The organism is Streptomyces sp. NBC_00083 (assembly GCF_026343295.1).
In the GTDB taxonomy this organism is placed as follows: domain Bacteria; phylum Actinomycetota; class Actinomycetes; order Streptomycetales; family Streptomycetaceae; genus Streptomyces.
In genome coordinates this window covers 2,646,980-2,661,899 of sequence record NZ_JAPELY010000001.1, presented here as the reverse complement: position 1 = coordinate 2,661,899, position 14,920 = coordinate 2,646,980, and the positions used below count along the sequence as shown (strand labels likewise).

General features: G+C 72.3%; 12 protein-coding genes. 10 read left to right on the top strand and 2 right to left on the bottom strand.

Annotated elements, in window-relative coordinates:
- Nucleotides 1-33: 33 nt before the first annotated feature.
- From OOJ98_RS11775 to OOJ98_RS11760, 4 genes are all read left to right on the top strand, one after another.
- Nucleotides 34-1,170, top strand: coding sequence for an aryl-sulfate sulfotransferase (locus OOJ98_RS11775; RefSeq protein WP_267054586.1), 1,137 nt, complete (start codon nt 34-36; stop codon nt 1,168-1,170).
- Nucleotides 1,167-2,525 carry a uracil-xanthine permease family protein gene (locus OOJ98_RS11770; protein ID WP_267054585.1) on the top strand — a complete coding sequence of 453 codons (1,359 nt, stop codon included), beginning with the start codon at nt 1,167-1,169 and terminating at the stop codon, nt 2,523-2,525. The genes OOJ98_RS11775 and OOJ98_RS11770 overlap by 4 nt, the downstream gene beginning before the upstream one ends.
- An 81-nt stretch (nt 2,526-2,606) precedes the next feature.
- Nucleotides 2,607-4,493 carry a TrkA family potassium uptake protein gene (locus tag OOJ98_RS11765; RefSeq protein WP_267054584.1) on the top strand — a complete coding sequence of 629 codons (1,887 nt, stop codon included), beginning with the start codon at nt 2,607-2,609 and terminating at the stop codon, nt 4,491-4,493.
- Nucleotides 4,494-4,555: 62 nt separating this feature from the next.
- Entirely contained in the window at nt 4,556-4,960 is a 405-nt protein-coding gene (locus tag OOJ98_RS11760) for a VOC family protein (protein ID WP_267054583.1), read from the top strand.
- Between the two features lie 3 nt (nt 4,961-4,963).
- On the opposite strand, the gene OOJ98_RS11755 is transcribed toward OOJ98_RS11760, so the two are convergent.
- Nucleotides 4,964-5,452, bottom strand: coding sequence for a DUF6328 family protein (locus OOJ98_RS11755; RefSeq protein WP_267054582.1), 489 nt, complete (start codon nt 5,450-5,452; stop codon nt 4,964-4,966).
- Between the two features lie 104 nt (nt 5,453-5,556).
- Here OOJ98_RS11755 and OOJ98_RS11750 point away from each other — a divergent pair, with 104 nt between their 5' ends.
- The 5 genes from OOJ98_RS11750 to OOJ98_RS11730 all read left to right on the top strand — a co-directional run bounded on the left by OOJ98_RS11750 (nt 5,557) and on the right by OOJ98_RS11730 (nt 12,287).
- Nucleotides 5,557-6,030 (top strand): NUDIX domain-containing protein, encoded by a 474-nt coding sequence (locus OOJ98_RS11750; RefSeq protein WP_267054581.1) that lies wholly within the window; start codon nt 5,557-5,559, stop codon nt 6,028-6,030.
- Between the two features lie 117 nt (nt 6,031-6,147).
- Nucleotides 6,148-7,458, top strand: coding sequence for an ROK family transcriptional regulator (locus OOJ98_RS11745; RefSeq protein WP_267054580.1), 1,311 nt, complete (start codon nt 6,148-6,150; stop codon nt 7,456-7,458).
- A 279-nt stretch (nt 7,459-7,737) separates the two neighbouring features.
- A complete protein-coding gene (locus OOJ98_RS11740) occupies nt 7,738-9,123 on the top strand; it encodes a family 2B encapsulin nanocompartment shell protein (protein WP_323177908.1) in 1,386 nt (461 codons plus the stop codon).
- Nucleotides 9,110-10,375 carry a SufS family cysteine desulfurase gene (locus tag OOJ98_RS11735; RefSeq protein WP_267054579.1) on the top strand — a complete coding sequence of 422 codons (1,266 nt, stop codon included), beginning with the start codon at nt 9,110-9,112 and terminating at the stop codon, nt 10,373-10,375. Before OOJ98_RS11740 ends, OOJ98_RS11735 begins: the two co-directional genes overlap by 14 nt.
- 388 nt (nt 10,376-10,763) lie before the next feature.
- Nucleotides 10,764-12,287, top strand: coding sequence for an NPCBM/NEW2 domain-containing protein (locus OOJ98_RS11730; protein ID WP_267055606.1), 1,524 nt, complete (start codon nt 10,764-10,766; stop codon nt 12,285-12,287).
- 89 nt (nt 12,288-12,376) lie between these two features.
- Here OOJ98_RS11730 and OOJ98_RS11725 read toward each other — a convergent pair whose 3' ends face one another.
- On the bottom strand, nt 12,377-13,084 hold the full coding sequence (locus OOJ98_RS11725) for a class I SAM-dependent methyltransferase (protein WP_267054578.1): 708 nt from the start codon (nt 13,082-13,084) through the stop codon (nt 12,377-12,379).
- 265 nt (nt 13,085-13,349) lie between these two features.
- On the opposite strand from OOJ98_RS11725, the gene OOJ98_RS11720 reads away from it, so the two are divergent.
- The gene (locus tag OOJ98_RS11720; RefSeq protein WP_267054577.1) at nt 13,350-14,828 is read left to right on the top strand and encodes a penicillin-binding protein 2; all 1,479 of its coding nucleotides are present in this window, start codon (nt 13,350-13,352) and stop codon (nt 14,826-14,828) included.
- Nucleotides 14,829-14,920: the final 92 nt, after the last annotated feature.

Below are 14,920 nucleotides of genomic sequence, written 5' to 3'. Positions count from 1 at the left end.
AAGCCATCAAAGAAAGTTTGAAGGAGAGCCGTCGTGTCCGTTCGACCGACCGTCGTCGACCAGAACCAGCGCCGCCGCCGCGGCACGGGCCTCATCGCCCTCGATCCGGGCGCCGCCCACCCGGGCTTCACGCTGTACGCCCCGCTCACCTCGGGTGGCGAGGTGCACCTCGTGAACCTGCGGGGCGAAACGGTGCACAGCTGGCACCTCCCTTACCGGCCGGGACGGCACGCCCGCATCCTCGGCAACGGGAACCTGGCGTACAACGGCGTCCTGCCCGGCCAGGAGGCGCTGTTTCCGATGTGGCACAAGTACCGGGGCGGCGTGATGCTGGAGGCCGCGCCCGACGGGACGGTCCTGCGAGAGCACCGCGATCCCCTCCAGCACCACGATGCCCACCGTCTCGACGACGGGCGCGTCCTGTACACCGCGCTCGAACCCCTGCGCGGCGCGCAGGCCGCCGCGGTCCTCGGCGGGGTGGCGGGTTCCGAGGCGGCACAGGGCACGGTGTGGGCCGACACCATCAAGGAGGTCGGCCCCGACGGCACCGAGCTGTGGTCGTGGCGCGCCGCCGACCACCTCGACCGGGACGAGTACCCGTTGCATCCCGACTACGCCCGTGAGCACTGGCCACTGATCAACAGCGTGACCCCGCTCGCCGACGGAAACATCCTGGCCAGCCTGCGCAGCGCGTCCGCGGTGGTGGTCATCGGCCGGGACACCGGCGAGATCCTGTGGCGCACCGATCCCGGCTCGGTCTCCCAGCAGCACCACCCCACCGAGCTGGCGAACGGCAACATCCTCGTCTTCGACAACGGCGTCTTCCGGCCGGGCCACGACGTCCCGTACTCGCGTGTCGTGGAGATCGAGCGCGAGAGCCGCGCGGTGGTGTGGGAGTACCACGACCCGGCCCGCGAGTCGTTCTTCGCCCCCTTCATGGGATCGGCGCAGCGGCTCCCCGGGGGCAACACACTCATCACCGACTCGCCCGCGGGCCGCCTCTTCGAAGTGACCCAAGAGGGCTATCTGTGCTGGGAGTTCGTCGTCCCGCAGTTCGGCGGATACGAGGAGTCCGAGGTGCGCCGGCTCTTTCCCGCCGAGCCGAACGCGGTGTTCCGCGCCTACCGCTACAGCCCCGAGGAACTGCCGTGGCTGGAGGCCCGGCCATGACCTCGCCCGTCGACGAACGTGTCCCGCCGCGACGGCTCGCGCCGCTCGCCCTGCAGCACGTGCTCGCCATGGTCGCGGCCCCCGTGTCCACCGTCTTCCTCACCGCGGCCACCCTGCACCTGCCGGCCGCCCGGACGGCCTCGCTGCTCAGCGCGGTCCTGGTGCTGTGCGGCGCCGGCTCACTCCTCCAGTCGCTCGGCGTCTGGAAGTTCGGCGCGCGGCTGCCCTTCGTGATGCTGCCGGGCGGAGCGGCCGCCGCCCTGTTCCTCCAGATCGCCCGCGACCACGGCCCCGCCGTGGCGAGCGGCTCGGTGCTCCTCGCCGCCGCGCTGCTCCTCGCCGTACTCCCCCTGTACGCACGGGTGGTGCGGCTCTTTCCGCCGCTCGTGATGGGCGTGACCGTGCTCCTGATCGGCATCTCCATGGTCAAGGTCGCGGCCCAGCTCGTCACCGGCCCCGGGGGCACCGCCGCCCCGGGTGCGATGCTGCTCGCCGCCGTGACCGTGGCGGCGACGGTGCTGGCCCATCTCCTGCTGCGCGGGGTGTGGCGGCGCACCGCCGTCCTCATCGGCATGGCGATGGGCACGCTCGTCGCGGTGGGCACGGGGCTCGGCGCGTTCACCCCGGCCGCCGGATCCGGCTTCTCGGTGCCCGCCCTCTTCCCCTACGGCACACCGCGGTTCGACCCTCTGGCAGCCCTGCCGCTCCTGGTGTTCAGCCTCACCACGCTGGCCGAGATCACCGGTCAGACCGTCCTCAACAGCGAAACCGCGGGCCGCGTACCCGACCCCGGGCGCGACGTGCCGAGGGTCGCCCGCGCGGACGCCCTCGTGTCCCTCGTCGGCGGGCTCTTCGGCACGTCGCTGATGGTCACCAGCTCGGAGAACATCGGAATCGGCCGGCTCACCGGGGTACGCAGCCGGTACGTGACGGCCGCGGCCGGAGCCCTGCTGGTCGTCGCGGGCCTGCTCTCGCCGCTCTCCCGCCTGGTGGCCGGGCTGCCGTCGGCGGTCGTCGGGGGCTCGGCGCTCGTCGTGTACGCGGTCATCGTGGTCATGGGCGTCGAGATGCTGGCCCGTGCCGAGCTCGCCGAGCGCTCCAACTCGCTCGTCGCGGCCCTGGCACTGGCGGTGGGCCTGCTGCCGCTCCTGGCACCCGCGCTCTACGACGGGTTCCCCGGCTGGGTCCGTACCGTGGCGGGCAGCGGAGTGGTCGCCGGCACCCTCGCCGCGGTCCTGCTGCACGCGCTGTTCACCTCGGAGCGCTCCGGCACGTCCACAAAGGGGTTCCCCGGCACGGCGGTTGACGCCGGGACGCGCCCGGAACCGGCGGCCCGTCGACGCGGCGCCACCTGATGGGGCAAGGTCTGCGGTGTGCCCTCACTTCCTCAACAGCCGCTTCCGTCACCGCCGCGCCCCGGTCCGCCCGTCGGCCACATGATCGTCAGCGGGGACGACGCGCTGGCCCACCGGCTCGCCGGCGAACTGCGCGAGGTCTACGGGGAGCGGGTGGTCCTCGTCGTGCCGCCGGCGGACGGCACCCCCGCGTCCCACCTGCCGGCCGGCGGCCGGGCCAGGGCCACCGCGCTGTTCGGCCGCATGTCCTCGGTGGTGCTGCGCACCCCTGCCCCGGGCCCCGAGGGGAACGGACACACCGGGCTCGTGGAGGCGGTGGAGCCCAGCGACGAGACGCTGACGGAGGCCGGTGTCGAGCGGGCCACGGCGCTCGCCCTGGTCCACCGCGACGACGAGACCAACATCCGGGCGGCCCTCACCGCCCGGCGTCTCAACCCCCGTGTCCGCCTCGTCATCCGGCTCTACAACCGCAAACTCGGCCAGTACCTCCAGGAGTTGCTCGACCAGGCGGCCGCCCTGACGGCGCCGGACCCGGGACCGGCGGGCGCCGAGTCCTCCACGACCGTCCTGTCGGACGCGGACACCGCGGCGCCCGCCCTCGCCGCCACCGCGCTCGCCGGCACCAGCAAGGTCGTGCACGCCGACGGGGTGCTGCTGCGGGCCGGACAGCGCCCGCCGCCGCGCCGCGGCGAGGTCACCGATCCCGGTCTGTGCACCCTGGCGCTGCTCTCCTCGACCACCAACGACCCGGCGGGCGCGGAGGGTTCGGACCGCAGCGGCGCGGACGGGCCCCGGCTGCTGCCCGACGAACGCTCGCTGGAGGAGGCGGGCCACCGCGGGCGGGTCGTCCTGGAGACCGTCACCTACACGGGCCCCGCGCAGCCGCCGGGCCGCCTCACCGACCTCGGCGCGCCACTGGGCCGGCTGTTCTCGCGCCGGCTGCGCTGGTCGCTCGCCGGAGTCGTCGCCTCGGTGATCGCCCTGGCCGTCGCGACCTGGCTCACCACGGGCGACGACCCCCTGCACGCCGCCTATCTGACCCTGCTCGACATCTTCGCCATCGACGACCCCGCCGTCGGCGCCCCGGTGAGCCGCCAGATCCTCCAACTCCTTTCGGGACTGACCGGGTTGCTGCTGTTGCCGGTCCTGATCGCGGCCGTCCTCGAAGGGCTCGGCACCTTCCGCAGCTCCTCCGCGCTGCCGCGCCCCCCGCGCGGCCTGTCGGGACACGTGGTGCTGCTGGGCATGGGCAAGATCGGCGCCCGCGTCCTGGTGCGGCTGCGCGAACTGAACATCCCCGTCGTCTGCGTGGAGGCCGACCCGGGGGCCCGCGGCATCGCGCTGGCCCGCCGGCTGCGGGTGCCCACGGTCATCGGCGACGTCACCCAGGAGGGCATCCTGGAATCGGCCCGCATACACCGCGCCCACGCCCTGCTCGCGCTGACCAGTTCGGACACCACCAATCTGGAGGCGGCGCTGTACGCGCGCTCGGTCAAGCCCGATCTGCGCGTCGTGATGCGGCTGTACGACGACGACTTCGCCACCGCCGTCTACCGCACCCTGCGCGCCGCCCACCCGCAGGCCATGACCCGCAGCCGCAGCGTCTCGCACCTGGCGGCGCCCGCCTTCGCCGGAGCCATGATGGGCCGTCAGATCCTGGGCGCCATCCCGGTGGAGCGCAAGGTGCTGCTCTTCGCGGCCGTCGACGTGGCGGGCCATCCCCAACTGGCGGGCCGCACCGTCGAGGAGGCGTTCCGCGAGGGCGCCTGGCGGGTCCTCGCGCTCGACACCTCCTCCCCCGCCGACCGGGTCCCCGACCTCGGTGCCACCCGGCGCCCCGGCGACCTGGTGTGGCGGATTCCGCCCACGTACGTGCTGGGGCCCGAGGACCGCGTCGTCCTGGCCGCGACCCGGCGCGGGCTCGCCGAACTCCTCGGCCGCCGCCCGTCCCCGCGGGTGGGCCGGTGACGGCGGGGCGGCGGGGGCGGGCGGGCGCGTTAGGCGGGGCCGCGAGGGGGAACCCGTCCCGCATGAGTGTTTCCAAGACCAGCATCCTTGTCCTGGACTGTGCCGAGCCGGTCGAACTGGCGGAGTTCTATGCCGCCTTGCTCGGCGGCGAGGTGGAGACCGGCCACGACTCCGACTTCGTCGAGGTCGTCGGCGGGCACGGCGTCCATCTGGCCATTCGGCGCGACCACGGGTACGCGCCGCCCAGCTGGCCGCGCCCCGAGGACTCCCAGCAGGCACATCTGAGGATCGTCGTGGCGTTCGGCGACATGGACGCCGCCGAGCGCGAGGTGATCACCCTGGGCGGCACACCCGTCGACACCAAGGACAACAACGGCCCGCGGGACGAACGGGTCTACGCCGACCCGGCCGGCCACTCCTTCACGCTCGCCGTCTCCGCCAAGCACTCGGGGCAGCCCCGCACCTAGGGCTCACCGGTCGGACGGTTCGCGGTCGTGGTAGCGCCGGTGCGCGAGGGCCGGCAGCACGAACCAGCAGCAGACGAACCAGCAGACCACCCCGGCCACCAGCCAGGGGGCGAGGGCGCTGTGCAGCGCGACGCGCAGGATCAGCAGCAGCGAACTCGCCACCGTGCACAGGAGCAGCACCAGGCCGACCACGGTGAGCCGGGATGCCCAGGTCACCGTCTGGGGCTTGAGCCGCTGCCCGGCCAGCATGCGGTGGAAGGACACCGGCCCGATCAGCGCGCCGGTGGTCGCCGCTCCCAGGATCACCGTCACCACGTAGATGGCCCGGTCGGTGGAGCCCAGCGAGGTGAACCGCTGCTGGAAGACGACCGCGAGCAGGAATCCGAACAGGATCTGGACGCCGGTCTGGGCGACCCTCAGCTCCTGGAGCAGATCGCCCCACCTGCGATCGGCACGCTCCTCGGCCGTCTCGTCCCGCCCGGAGTCCGCCATGTGCACCACCTCCTGCGCGTGCGAATACCCATACATATCAACTGGAACCCCTTGCGCCCCGTCGCCCCATGGCGCCGCGCCCCAGGGACCCTCAGACTGGCCGCATGGGCGGAAAACGCAGTGCCGGGCTTCTGCTGTACCGCAGGGTGGAGGACGGCATCGAGGTGTTGGTCGGACACATGGGCGGCCCGTTCTTCATGGGGCGCGAGGCGGGCGCGTGGTCGGTGCCCAAAGGGGAGTACGGCCCCGATGAGCTGCCCGAGGCGGCGGCGCGGCGCGAGTTCGAGGAGGAGCTGGGGCTGCCGCCTCCCGAGGGCGACCTGGTCCCGCTCGGCGAGATCGTGCAGCAGGGCGGCAAGACGGTGACGGTCTGGGCGGTCGAGGCCGACCTCGATCCGGCCGACGCGGTGCCGGGCACCTTCACCATGGAGTGGCCGCGCGGGTCGGGCACGGTGCGCGCGTTCCCCGAGATGGACCGGTTCGCCTGGCTCTCCCCCGAGGCCGCGGCCGGCCTGCTCGTCCGGGGCCAGGACGCCTTCCTCGACCGGCTCGTGCGGCAGGTGACCGGCGGCGCTTGACGGACCAGGTTCCCTCCCCCCTGACTTCATGCCTTAATTTAGTGCGTGAGTTAAGACGGGCCATGCCGCCCGCCGAAGGCTCGCGCACCGGTATGTTGCACGCAGGGAGGGAGCCACATGGCCACACCGAACAGAAGGACCGTCCGCGACCTGCGTCGGGACAACCGCGGCGCGGTGCTGAGACGGTTGTATTTCGACGGCCCCATGAGCCGCCAGGCACTCGGCCCCGCCACCGGGCTGAGTTCGGGCTCCATCAGCAACGTCGTCGCCGAACTCGCCGCCGACGGCCTCGTCGAGGACGCCGGGGTGGTGGACTCCGACGGGGGCAGACCGCGCACCCTGCTCCGCGTCGCCCCGGACAGCGGCCACCTCATCGGCGTGGACGTCGGCGAGACCCGGGTCAGGGTCGAGCTGTTCGACCTCGTCCTGCGCGAACTGGCGCGCGTGGAGCTGTCGTTGGACGTCGGCGGCTACGACGTCGGGCACATCGTCGGGCACATCCGCGACGGCGTGGCCACCGTGCTGCGCGAGAGCGGCCTCGACCCCGCCCGGCTGCTCGGCGTCGGGGTCGGCGTGCCCGGCATCGTCGACCGCAGCTCCCCGGACGGGGCCGTGGTGCACGGCCAGACCATCGGATGGGACGCCGTGCCCCTGGAGTCGCTGCTCCGCGCGTCGCTCCGACTCCCCACCGACACGCGGTACTTCATCGAGAACGGGGCCAAGACGCTCGGCCAGGCGGAGATGTGGTTCGGCGGCGGACGCGGGGCCACCGACGCGGTGATCGTGCTGTTCGGCTCGGGAGTCGGCGCCTGCATCGTCTCGGGCGGCGCGATCTACGGGGGCGCGCACAGCAGCGCCGCCGAATGGGGCCACACCACCGTGCACGTACGCGGACGGCGCTGCCGGTGCGGCGCGCTCGGCTGCCTGGAGGCGTACGCGGGGGCCGAGGCGCTCATTCAGCGCTGGCGCGAGGCGGGCGCCGAGCTGCCGGCCCAGATCACCGAGGAGGCCGCGGTCACCACGCTGCTCGCCGCCGCGTTCCCGCCGGACCCGGGTTCCGCCGCCGACACGACGGCGCTCGCGGTCGTCGAGGAGACCGCCGAGTACCTGGGCGCCGGCCTCTCCGATCTGATCAACCTCTACAACCCGGAGCGCATCCTCATCGGCGGGTGGGCGGGGCTCCAACTCGGCCCGTACATTCTGGAGTCGGTGCGCCGCCACGCGACCGCCTACGCGCTGCGCCACCCGGCGGAGCGCGTCACCATCGGACTCGGCCGGCTCGGACCGGACGCCGTCACCGTGGGCGCCGCCACGCTCCCCCTGGCCGGGTTCTTCACCCGCGGCGGCTCCGGCTCCCCGGCGGAACCGGAGCCACCGGCGGAAAGGGCGGGCTGGCGCACCTCCGTCGCCGAGCGCACGGCCCGCTGATCCCCGAGCGCAATCCGCGTCGAAATCCCATCAAGTCGACCGGAAAAAGTATTCCCATAAGTCGGACTTTAGGGATCTATCAGGGGATGCGACGAGGGCGGATTGAGTCGCGTCCGCCGCCTTCCCCGACCACTGCGACCTGCACCGAGGCGGGCTTCCGCAGCGCCAATCCCGCTATTTCAGGACTGCCCCTGGCACATGCCCCTTGCGGTGCCCACCATCCAGGAACACGATCGGTCCTCGTCACGCCCCGTCGAGGAGGTACCGGTGAACGCTCCTGTGAACGACCAGCGAATGACCCTGAGCCCCGACACCGCACGGCAACTCGCCACCGCCACCAAGACCGTCCCGCAGATGCGCGGGGTCACCCCGCGCTATCTGCTGCGCGCCCTGCCCTGGGTCGACGTCGCGTCCGGCGTCTACCGCGTCAACCGGCGTCGCTCCTTCATCCTGGGTGACGACCGGATCAGCACGTACGACGAGGACGGCACCCCGCGCGTGGTCGCAGGCGACCTGCGCGAGCTGCCCTACTTACGCGACGCCGAGGACGCGGCACTCGACGAACTCGCCGCCGCCTTCACTCCGGTGACGTTCGACGCCGGACAGGTCCTCGTCCAGGAAGGGGACCCGGCGGACCGGCTGTGGGTGCTCGTCCAGGGCCGCGCCGAGAAGCGCGTCACCGGGCGGTACGGCGAGGACGCGCTGCTCGAAGTGGCCGGCGACAACCAGTTCTTCGACCTCGACGCCTGGACCCGGGGCGAGCCGATGCCCTACCGCGTCAAGGCGCTCACCCCCGGCACCGCCCTGTGCGCCGACCGCGCCGCGCTCACCCGACTCACCTCGCGCGACGACCGGCTGAGGGAGGCGACGGACATGTTCGCCTCCGGCGAGGGCGTCCGGCCGGGCTCCGAGGCGCCCATCGACCTCTGTTCGGGCCACGTCGGCGAGGTCGAGCTGCCGGGCACCTACGTCGACTACGAGGACGCGCCGCGCGAGTACCACATGTCCCTGGCCCAGACGGTGTTGCGCGTCCACACCCGGGTGGCGGACCTCTACAACGGCCCCATCGACCAGACCCGGGCCCAGGCCAACCTGACGGCGCAGGCGCTGCGCGAGCGGCAGGAGGCGGCACTGCTCAACCATCCCGAGTTCGGCCTCGTCAACAACGTCTCCGCCGGGCAGCGCGTACAGTCGCGCACCGGCTCGCCGACCCCCGACGACCTCGACGAACTGCTCGCCCGGGTGTGGAAGCAGCCCGGGTACTTCGTGGCGCACCCGAGGGCGATCGCCGCGTTCGGCCGTGAGTGCACCCGCCGGGGCGTGCCCCCGGTGACCGACAACCGGTTCGGCAGCCCGCTGCTGACCTGGCGCGGGGTGCCGCTGCTCCCCTCCGACAAGATGCGCTTCTCCGGCGGCGGGGCCGTCGGCACCACGGAGATCCTGCTCATGCGCCTGGGCGAGGCGGAGCAGGGCGTGGTCGGGCTGCGCCCGTCCGCGGTGCCCGACGAGATGGAACCGGGCCTGTCCATGCGGAACATGGGCGTCGACCAGAAGGGCATCACCTCGTACCTGATGACCGCCTACTTCAACACGGCCGTCCTGGTGGAGGACGCCATCGCGGTGCTCCAGAACGTCGAGGTGTCCACCTACCATGACTATTCCTGAGGCAGGACAAGCCGGCGTTCCGGGCCGGGCGCCGGGTGCGTTCACGCCCGAGTCGGCGCGCAAGGACTTTCCGATCCTGCACCGCACGGTCAACGGACACCCGCTGGTCTGGCTGGACAACGCCGCCACCACACAGAAACCGCGCCAGGTCATCGAGGCGCTCGCCGGCTACTACAGCGCGGCCAACTCCAACATCCACCGGGGCGCGCACACCATGGCGCGCGAGGCCACCGACCTGTACGAGGCGGGCCGGGCCGCCGTCGCGGACTTCCTCGGGGCGGCCTCCCCCGACTCCGTCGTGTTCGTGCGCGGCACGACGGAGGCCGTGAACCTGGTCGCGCAGAGCTGGGGCCGGGCTCATCTCGGCCCCGGCGACGACATCCTCGTACCCGTCCTCGAACACCACTCCAACATCGTCCCCTGGCAGCTCGTCGCCCAGGAGACGCGGGCCCGGGTCGTGCCGGTGCCGCTCCTCGCGGACGGCCGGATCGACCTGCACGCCTACGCCGACCTCCTCTCCTCGCGCACCCGGATGGTGGCGCTCAGCCAGGCGTCGAACGTGCTCGGCACGGTGCCGCCGGTCACCGAGATGACCGCGCTCGCCCACCGCTACGGGGCGAGGGTGCTGGTCGACGGCGCCCAGGCCGTCGCCCATCTGCCCGTCGACGTCACCGACCTCGACGCCGACTTCTACGCCTTCTCGGGGCACAAGCTGTACGCCCCGACGGGCATCGGCGCGCTCTACGTCAAGCCGGAGGTCCTCGCGGAGCTCCGGCCCTGGCAGGGCGGCGGCAACATGATCGACTCGGTCTCCTTCGAGCGCACCACGTTCGCCCCCGCACCCCATCTCCTGGAGGCCGGCACCGGGCACATCGCCGGGGTGGCCGGGCTGCTCGCCGCGCTGAACTGGTTCACCTCCTTCGACCTGGAGGCGGTCGCGGCGTACGAGGACGCGCTCACGGCGTACGCCCAGCAGGCGATGGGACAGGTGCCGGGCCTGGAGGTCCTGGGGTCCGCGCCCGGCAGGATCGCGGTCCTGACGTTCACCGTGGCGGGCCGGGACCCGGCGGAGATCGCCTCGTGGCTGGACCACGAAGGGATCGCGATCCGTGCCGGCCACCACTGCGCGCAGCCCGCGCTCGCCCACTACGGTCTCGCGGCCGCCGCCCGCGCCTCGTTCGCGCTCTACAACACGCCGGAGGAGGTGGACCGCCTGGTGGCGTCGCTGCTCGCCCTCGACCGGTCGGGCTGAGCGCCGGGCAGGCGCGGCGGGGGCGGCCGCTCACCCCGAGCGGGGCCATGATCTCCATGGCCCCGCTCGGTGGCCTCCTGGAAGCGCCGCACGCGGCGGTACTTGTCCTCGACGCCGAGGTGACGGGCCCGACACGGCGGTCCCTTCTCTTGACATGACCCGGGCCGACCGCTGAGATGTGGTTGCTTTCGTTCGACGCCGTTCGTTTGTGCGCCAATTACCCCCACTGGAGCCGCACTTGACTACCGAACTGCACAGTTTCAGACACCGTCTCGTCGCCTCCCTGGGCGCCCTCGCTCTCTTCTCGGGGGGCCTGACGGTCGCCGTCGAGGTGACGGCCGCGCCTGAGGCGGCGGCCGTGGACAACGGCCTGGCGCGGACCCCGCAGATGGGATTCAACAACTGGAACTCCACCCACTGCCGGGCCGAGTTCAACGAGGCGATGGTCGAGGGCATCGCGGACGCGTTCGTCGCCAAGGGCCTCAAGGACGTCGGCTACACCTACGTCAACATCGACGACTGCTGGGCGCTGCCGGCCCGTGACGCCGCCGGCAACCTCGTCCCCGACCCTGCACGCTTCCCCCACGGCATCAAGGCGGTCGCGGACTACGTGCACGCCAAGGGGCTCAAGTTCGGGCTCTACTCCAGCGCGGGCACCAAGACCTGCGACGCCCAGGGCTTCCCCGGCGGTCTGGGGCACGAGCGGCAGGACGCCGAGCTGTGGGCGTCCTGGGGCGTCGACTACCTCAAGTACGACAACTGCAACAACACCGGCGTCGACGCCGAGCAGCGCTACCGTGCGATGGGCGACGCGCTCAGGGCGACCGGCCGCCCCATCCTCTACAGCATCTGCGAGTGGGGCCAGAACCAGCCCTGGACCTGGGCGTCGGGCACCGGCAACTCCTGGCGCACCACGGGTGACATCAGTGACTCCTGGTCTAGCATGATCGGCATCGCGCACCAGAACCAGCCACTGGCCGCCGCCGCGGGCCCCGGCGGCTGGAACGACCCGGACATGCTGGAGGTCGGCAACGGCGGCATGACCGACACCGAGTACCGCACCCACTTCAGCCTGTGGTCGCAGATGGCGGCCCCGCTGCTCATCGGCAGCGATCTGCGGGCCCCGAGCGCGGCCACCCTCGCGATCCTGAAGAACACCGACGTGATCGCCGTCGACCAGGATCCGCTCGGCAAGCAGGGCACGGTGGTGTCGAGCTCGGGCGGCCTGGTCGTGATGACCAAACCCCTTGCCGACGGCAGCCGTTCGGTGACCCTCACCAACGAGACCGCCTCCACGAGGACGGTGTCGACGACGATCGACGCCATCGGGCTCGGCGGATCGTCCTCGTACGCCCTCAAGGACCTCTGGACCCACCGCACGAGCAGCACCACGGGTGCCATCGGCGCGTCGGTGCCCGCGCACGGAACGGTGATGTACCGGGTCACGCCGGGCCCCCGGGTGCCTCCGGGGCCCGGGGTCCACCAGCTCAGCGACCTGTCATGGACGTCGGCCACCAACGGCTGGGGTCCGGTCGAGCGCGACCGCAGCAACGCGGAGCAGGCCGCGGGCGACGGCAGGACCCTCACCGTGGGCGGCGCCACCTACACCAAGGGCCTCGGCGCCCACGCCTCGTCCACGCTGACGTACTACCTGGGCGGCACCTGCACCGCGTTCAGGACGGACGTGGGCCTCGACGACGAGGTGGGCGCCAAGGGGTCGGTCGTCTTCCGGGTCTACCGGGACGGGACGCCGGTCGCCGACAGCGGCCGGGTCACCGGCGCGGACGCGGCGAGGACGATCGGCGCCGATCTGACCGGAGCGAGCGAGCTGAAGCTGGTGGTGAGCGACTCCGGCGACGGCATCGACTACGACCACGCCGACTGGGCCGGACCTCAACTCACCTGTTCCTGACGGCCACTTGGCGGCCGGCTTGAGGGCCGTCACCGCGACGCGAACGGGCCCCGCCCGCCGGGCGGGGCCCGTTCGCGTGCCGCTCCGCGCTACTTGGTGGCGACCACCAGCCGGGCCCGTGGGCTGCCGTCCGCGCGCCGGCCGATCTCCTCCAGGGCGTACAGCTCGACGCCGAAGCCGGCCGCCGCGAGTTCCCCGCGTACGTCCGCGAGGCCGAACCCGCGGTAGTACATGACGAACGGCGGGCGCCACAGGGCGTTGCGGACCCGCATCGCCGTGTCGAAGCCCAGCAGGGCGAGGTGTCCGGGGCTGCCGGGCCGGGGCGGCGCCACCACCGGGAAGGCGAACCTGCCGCCGGGGCGCAGGGCGGCGTGCACCCCGGCGAAGAGGCCGGGCCGCTCGCGGGGCAGGAAGTGCCCGAACGCCCCGAAGCTGACGGCCAGATCGAACGCGGGCCGCAGGGGCAGCGCCCGCGCGTCGGCCCGCACGAGGTGGGCCCGCGGGTGGGCGCGGGCGGCGACGGCCAGCATCCCGGCGCTGATGTCGACGCCGGTGACGCCGTCGCGGCACAGCTCGCCCAGCACGCCGAGGCCGGCGCCGGTGCCGCAGCACAGGTCGAGGCCGCGGTCGAAGGGGCCGAGCCGGCCGAGGACGGCCGCCACCGGCGCGAGGATCGCCTCGGGCGTGCGGAAGGGGGTGTGGTCGAACTTGGGGGCGAGCAGGTCGTAGCCGTGCTCGACTGAGGAGAGCGCCTGCACGGCGAGTTCCCGGAAGGTGGGGCCCTGGGGAGCGAACATGGCTGCCCAGCTTAGAGGCCGGGCGGCGTTCCCTACGGCGCCGCAGGCTCGCCGAATGCCCGCTTTATGACCCTTCCGTAACAGCCGCTCCATCGCCCGAATCCGCCCTCGCCCGCTCATGCGGCTCTGACCTGCACCGATAGCCGGATCGCTATGACGAGAGCGCCTGTGACGCTCTTGGACATCGAGGTCCCGGACCTGTTCTGCTGTCGCCACATGTCCGGTTCAGACCGATTCGGCACGTCTTAACGTCTTTGGGAGTGCGATGAACAAGCCGCTGCGTCACATAGCCGCCTTCTGCGGGGTGATGGTGCTCGCCCTGCTGATCAGGGCGACGTGGGTCCAGTTCGTGAAGGGCGACACCCTCGCCAACGACGAGCACAACCGGCGGGTGCAGATCACCGCGTTCTCGCAGCCGCGCGGCAACATCGTGGTCGGCGGACAGCCCGTCACCGGCTCGGTGGCGACGCCCGGCTCGGACTTCCTGTTCAAGCGCACCTATGAGGACGGCCCGATGTACGCGCCGGTCACCGGCTACCTCTCCCAGGCACAGGGCGCGACCTTCCTGGAGGGGGTGCACGCGAAGGTGATGAACGGCAAGGACGACCGCCTCTTCCTCGACCGGGCCAAGTCCCTGGTCACGGGGAAGACCCCGCGCGGCGGCGATGTGATCACCACCATCGACCCGGACGCGCAGAAGGCCGCGTACAAGGGCCTGACCGACCTCAAGGCGAAGGGCGCGGTGGTCGCCCTCGATCCGCGCTCCGGGAAGATCCTCGCGATGGCGAGTACACCCTCCTACGACCCCTCGTCCTTCGCCGGGATCTCGCGACAGGAGGGCGAGGAGTTCCGCCGGCTGGACGCGGCCAAGGACAAGCCGCTCACCAACCGGGCGCTGCGCGAGGTGTATCCGCCGGGGTCGACCTTCAAGATCCTCACCGCGGCCGCGGCCATCGAGCACGGCATCGTGAGCGACATCGACGCACCCATGCCGGACGCGCCGGCCCCGTTCACCCTGCCGCTCAGCACCACCCAGGTGGGCAACGACGTCGACAACTCCCTGTGCGACAAGGTCTCCCTGAAGACCGGCATGCAGTGGTCCTGCAACAACGTGTTCTTGCGGACGGCGCTCAGGACCGGCAACGACAAGATGCGCGAGACGGCCGAGAAGTTCGGCTTCAACCACGAGCAGTTCACCCCGGTCCGCTCGGCGAAGAGCGGCTACCCCGACCGGCTCGACCAGCCGGGGACCGCGCTGACCGGCATGGGCCAGGGCAGCCTGACCAGCACACCGCTCCAGATGGCCATGGTGACCGCGGGACTCGCCAACGACGGCAAGGTGATGAAGCCGTACATGGTCGAGGAGTTGCGCGGGCCGGACCTCGCCACCCTTGAGAAGGCGAGCCCCGAGGTGGTGAGCCAGGCCGTCTCCGCGGGCACCGCCCGGAAGGTGCAGGAGATGATGGAGTTCACCGCGAGCGAGGGCACCGCGAAGAAGGTGCGGATCGACGGCGTGACGGTGGGCGGCAAGACCGGCACCGCCCAGCACGGCGCCGACGTGCGCGAACAGCGGCCCTACGCCTGGTTCGTCTCGTACGCCAAGCGGAGCGACGGCACCTCGCCGGTGGCGGTGGCGGTCTTCGTCGATCCGGCGGACATGGACATCGAGCGCTCCGAGATCGCCGGCGGCAAGCTCGGCGCACCGATCGCGAAGGCGGTCATGGAGGCCGTCCTGAGGAAGTGAGGCCCGGCGCATCCGCCCGGCCGGCCGCACCGGGTGTGCGCCGGGCGGGCGATTCAGCCACCGTCCAGCCCCTGCCGCGGCGCGTTTTCGCC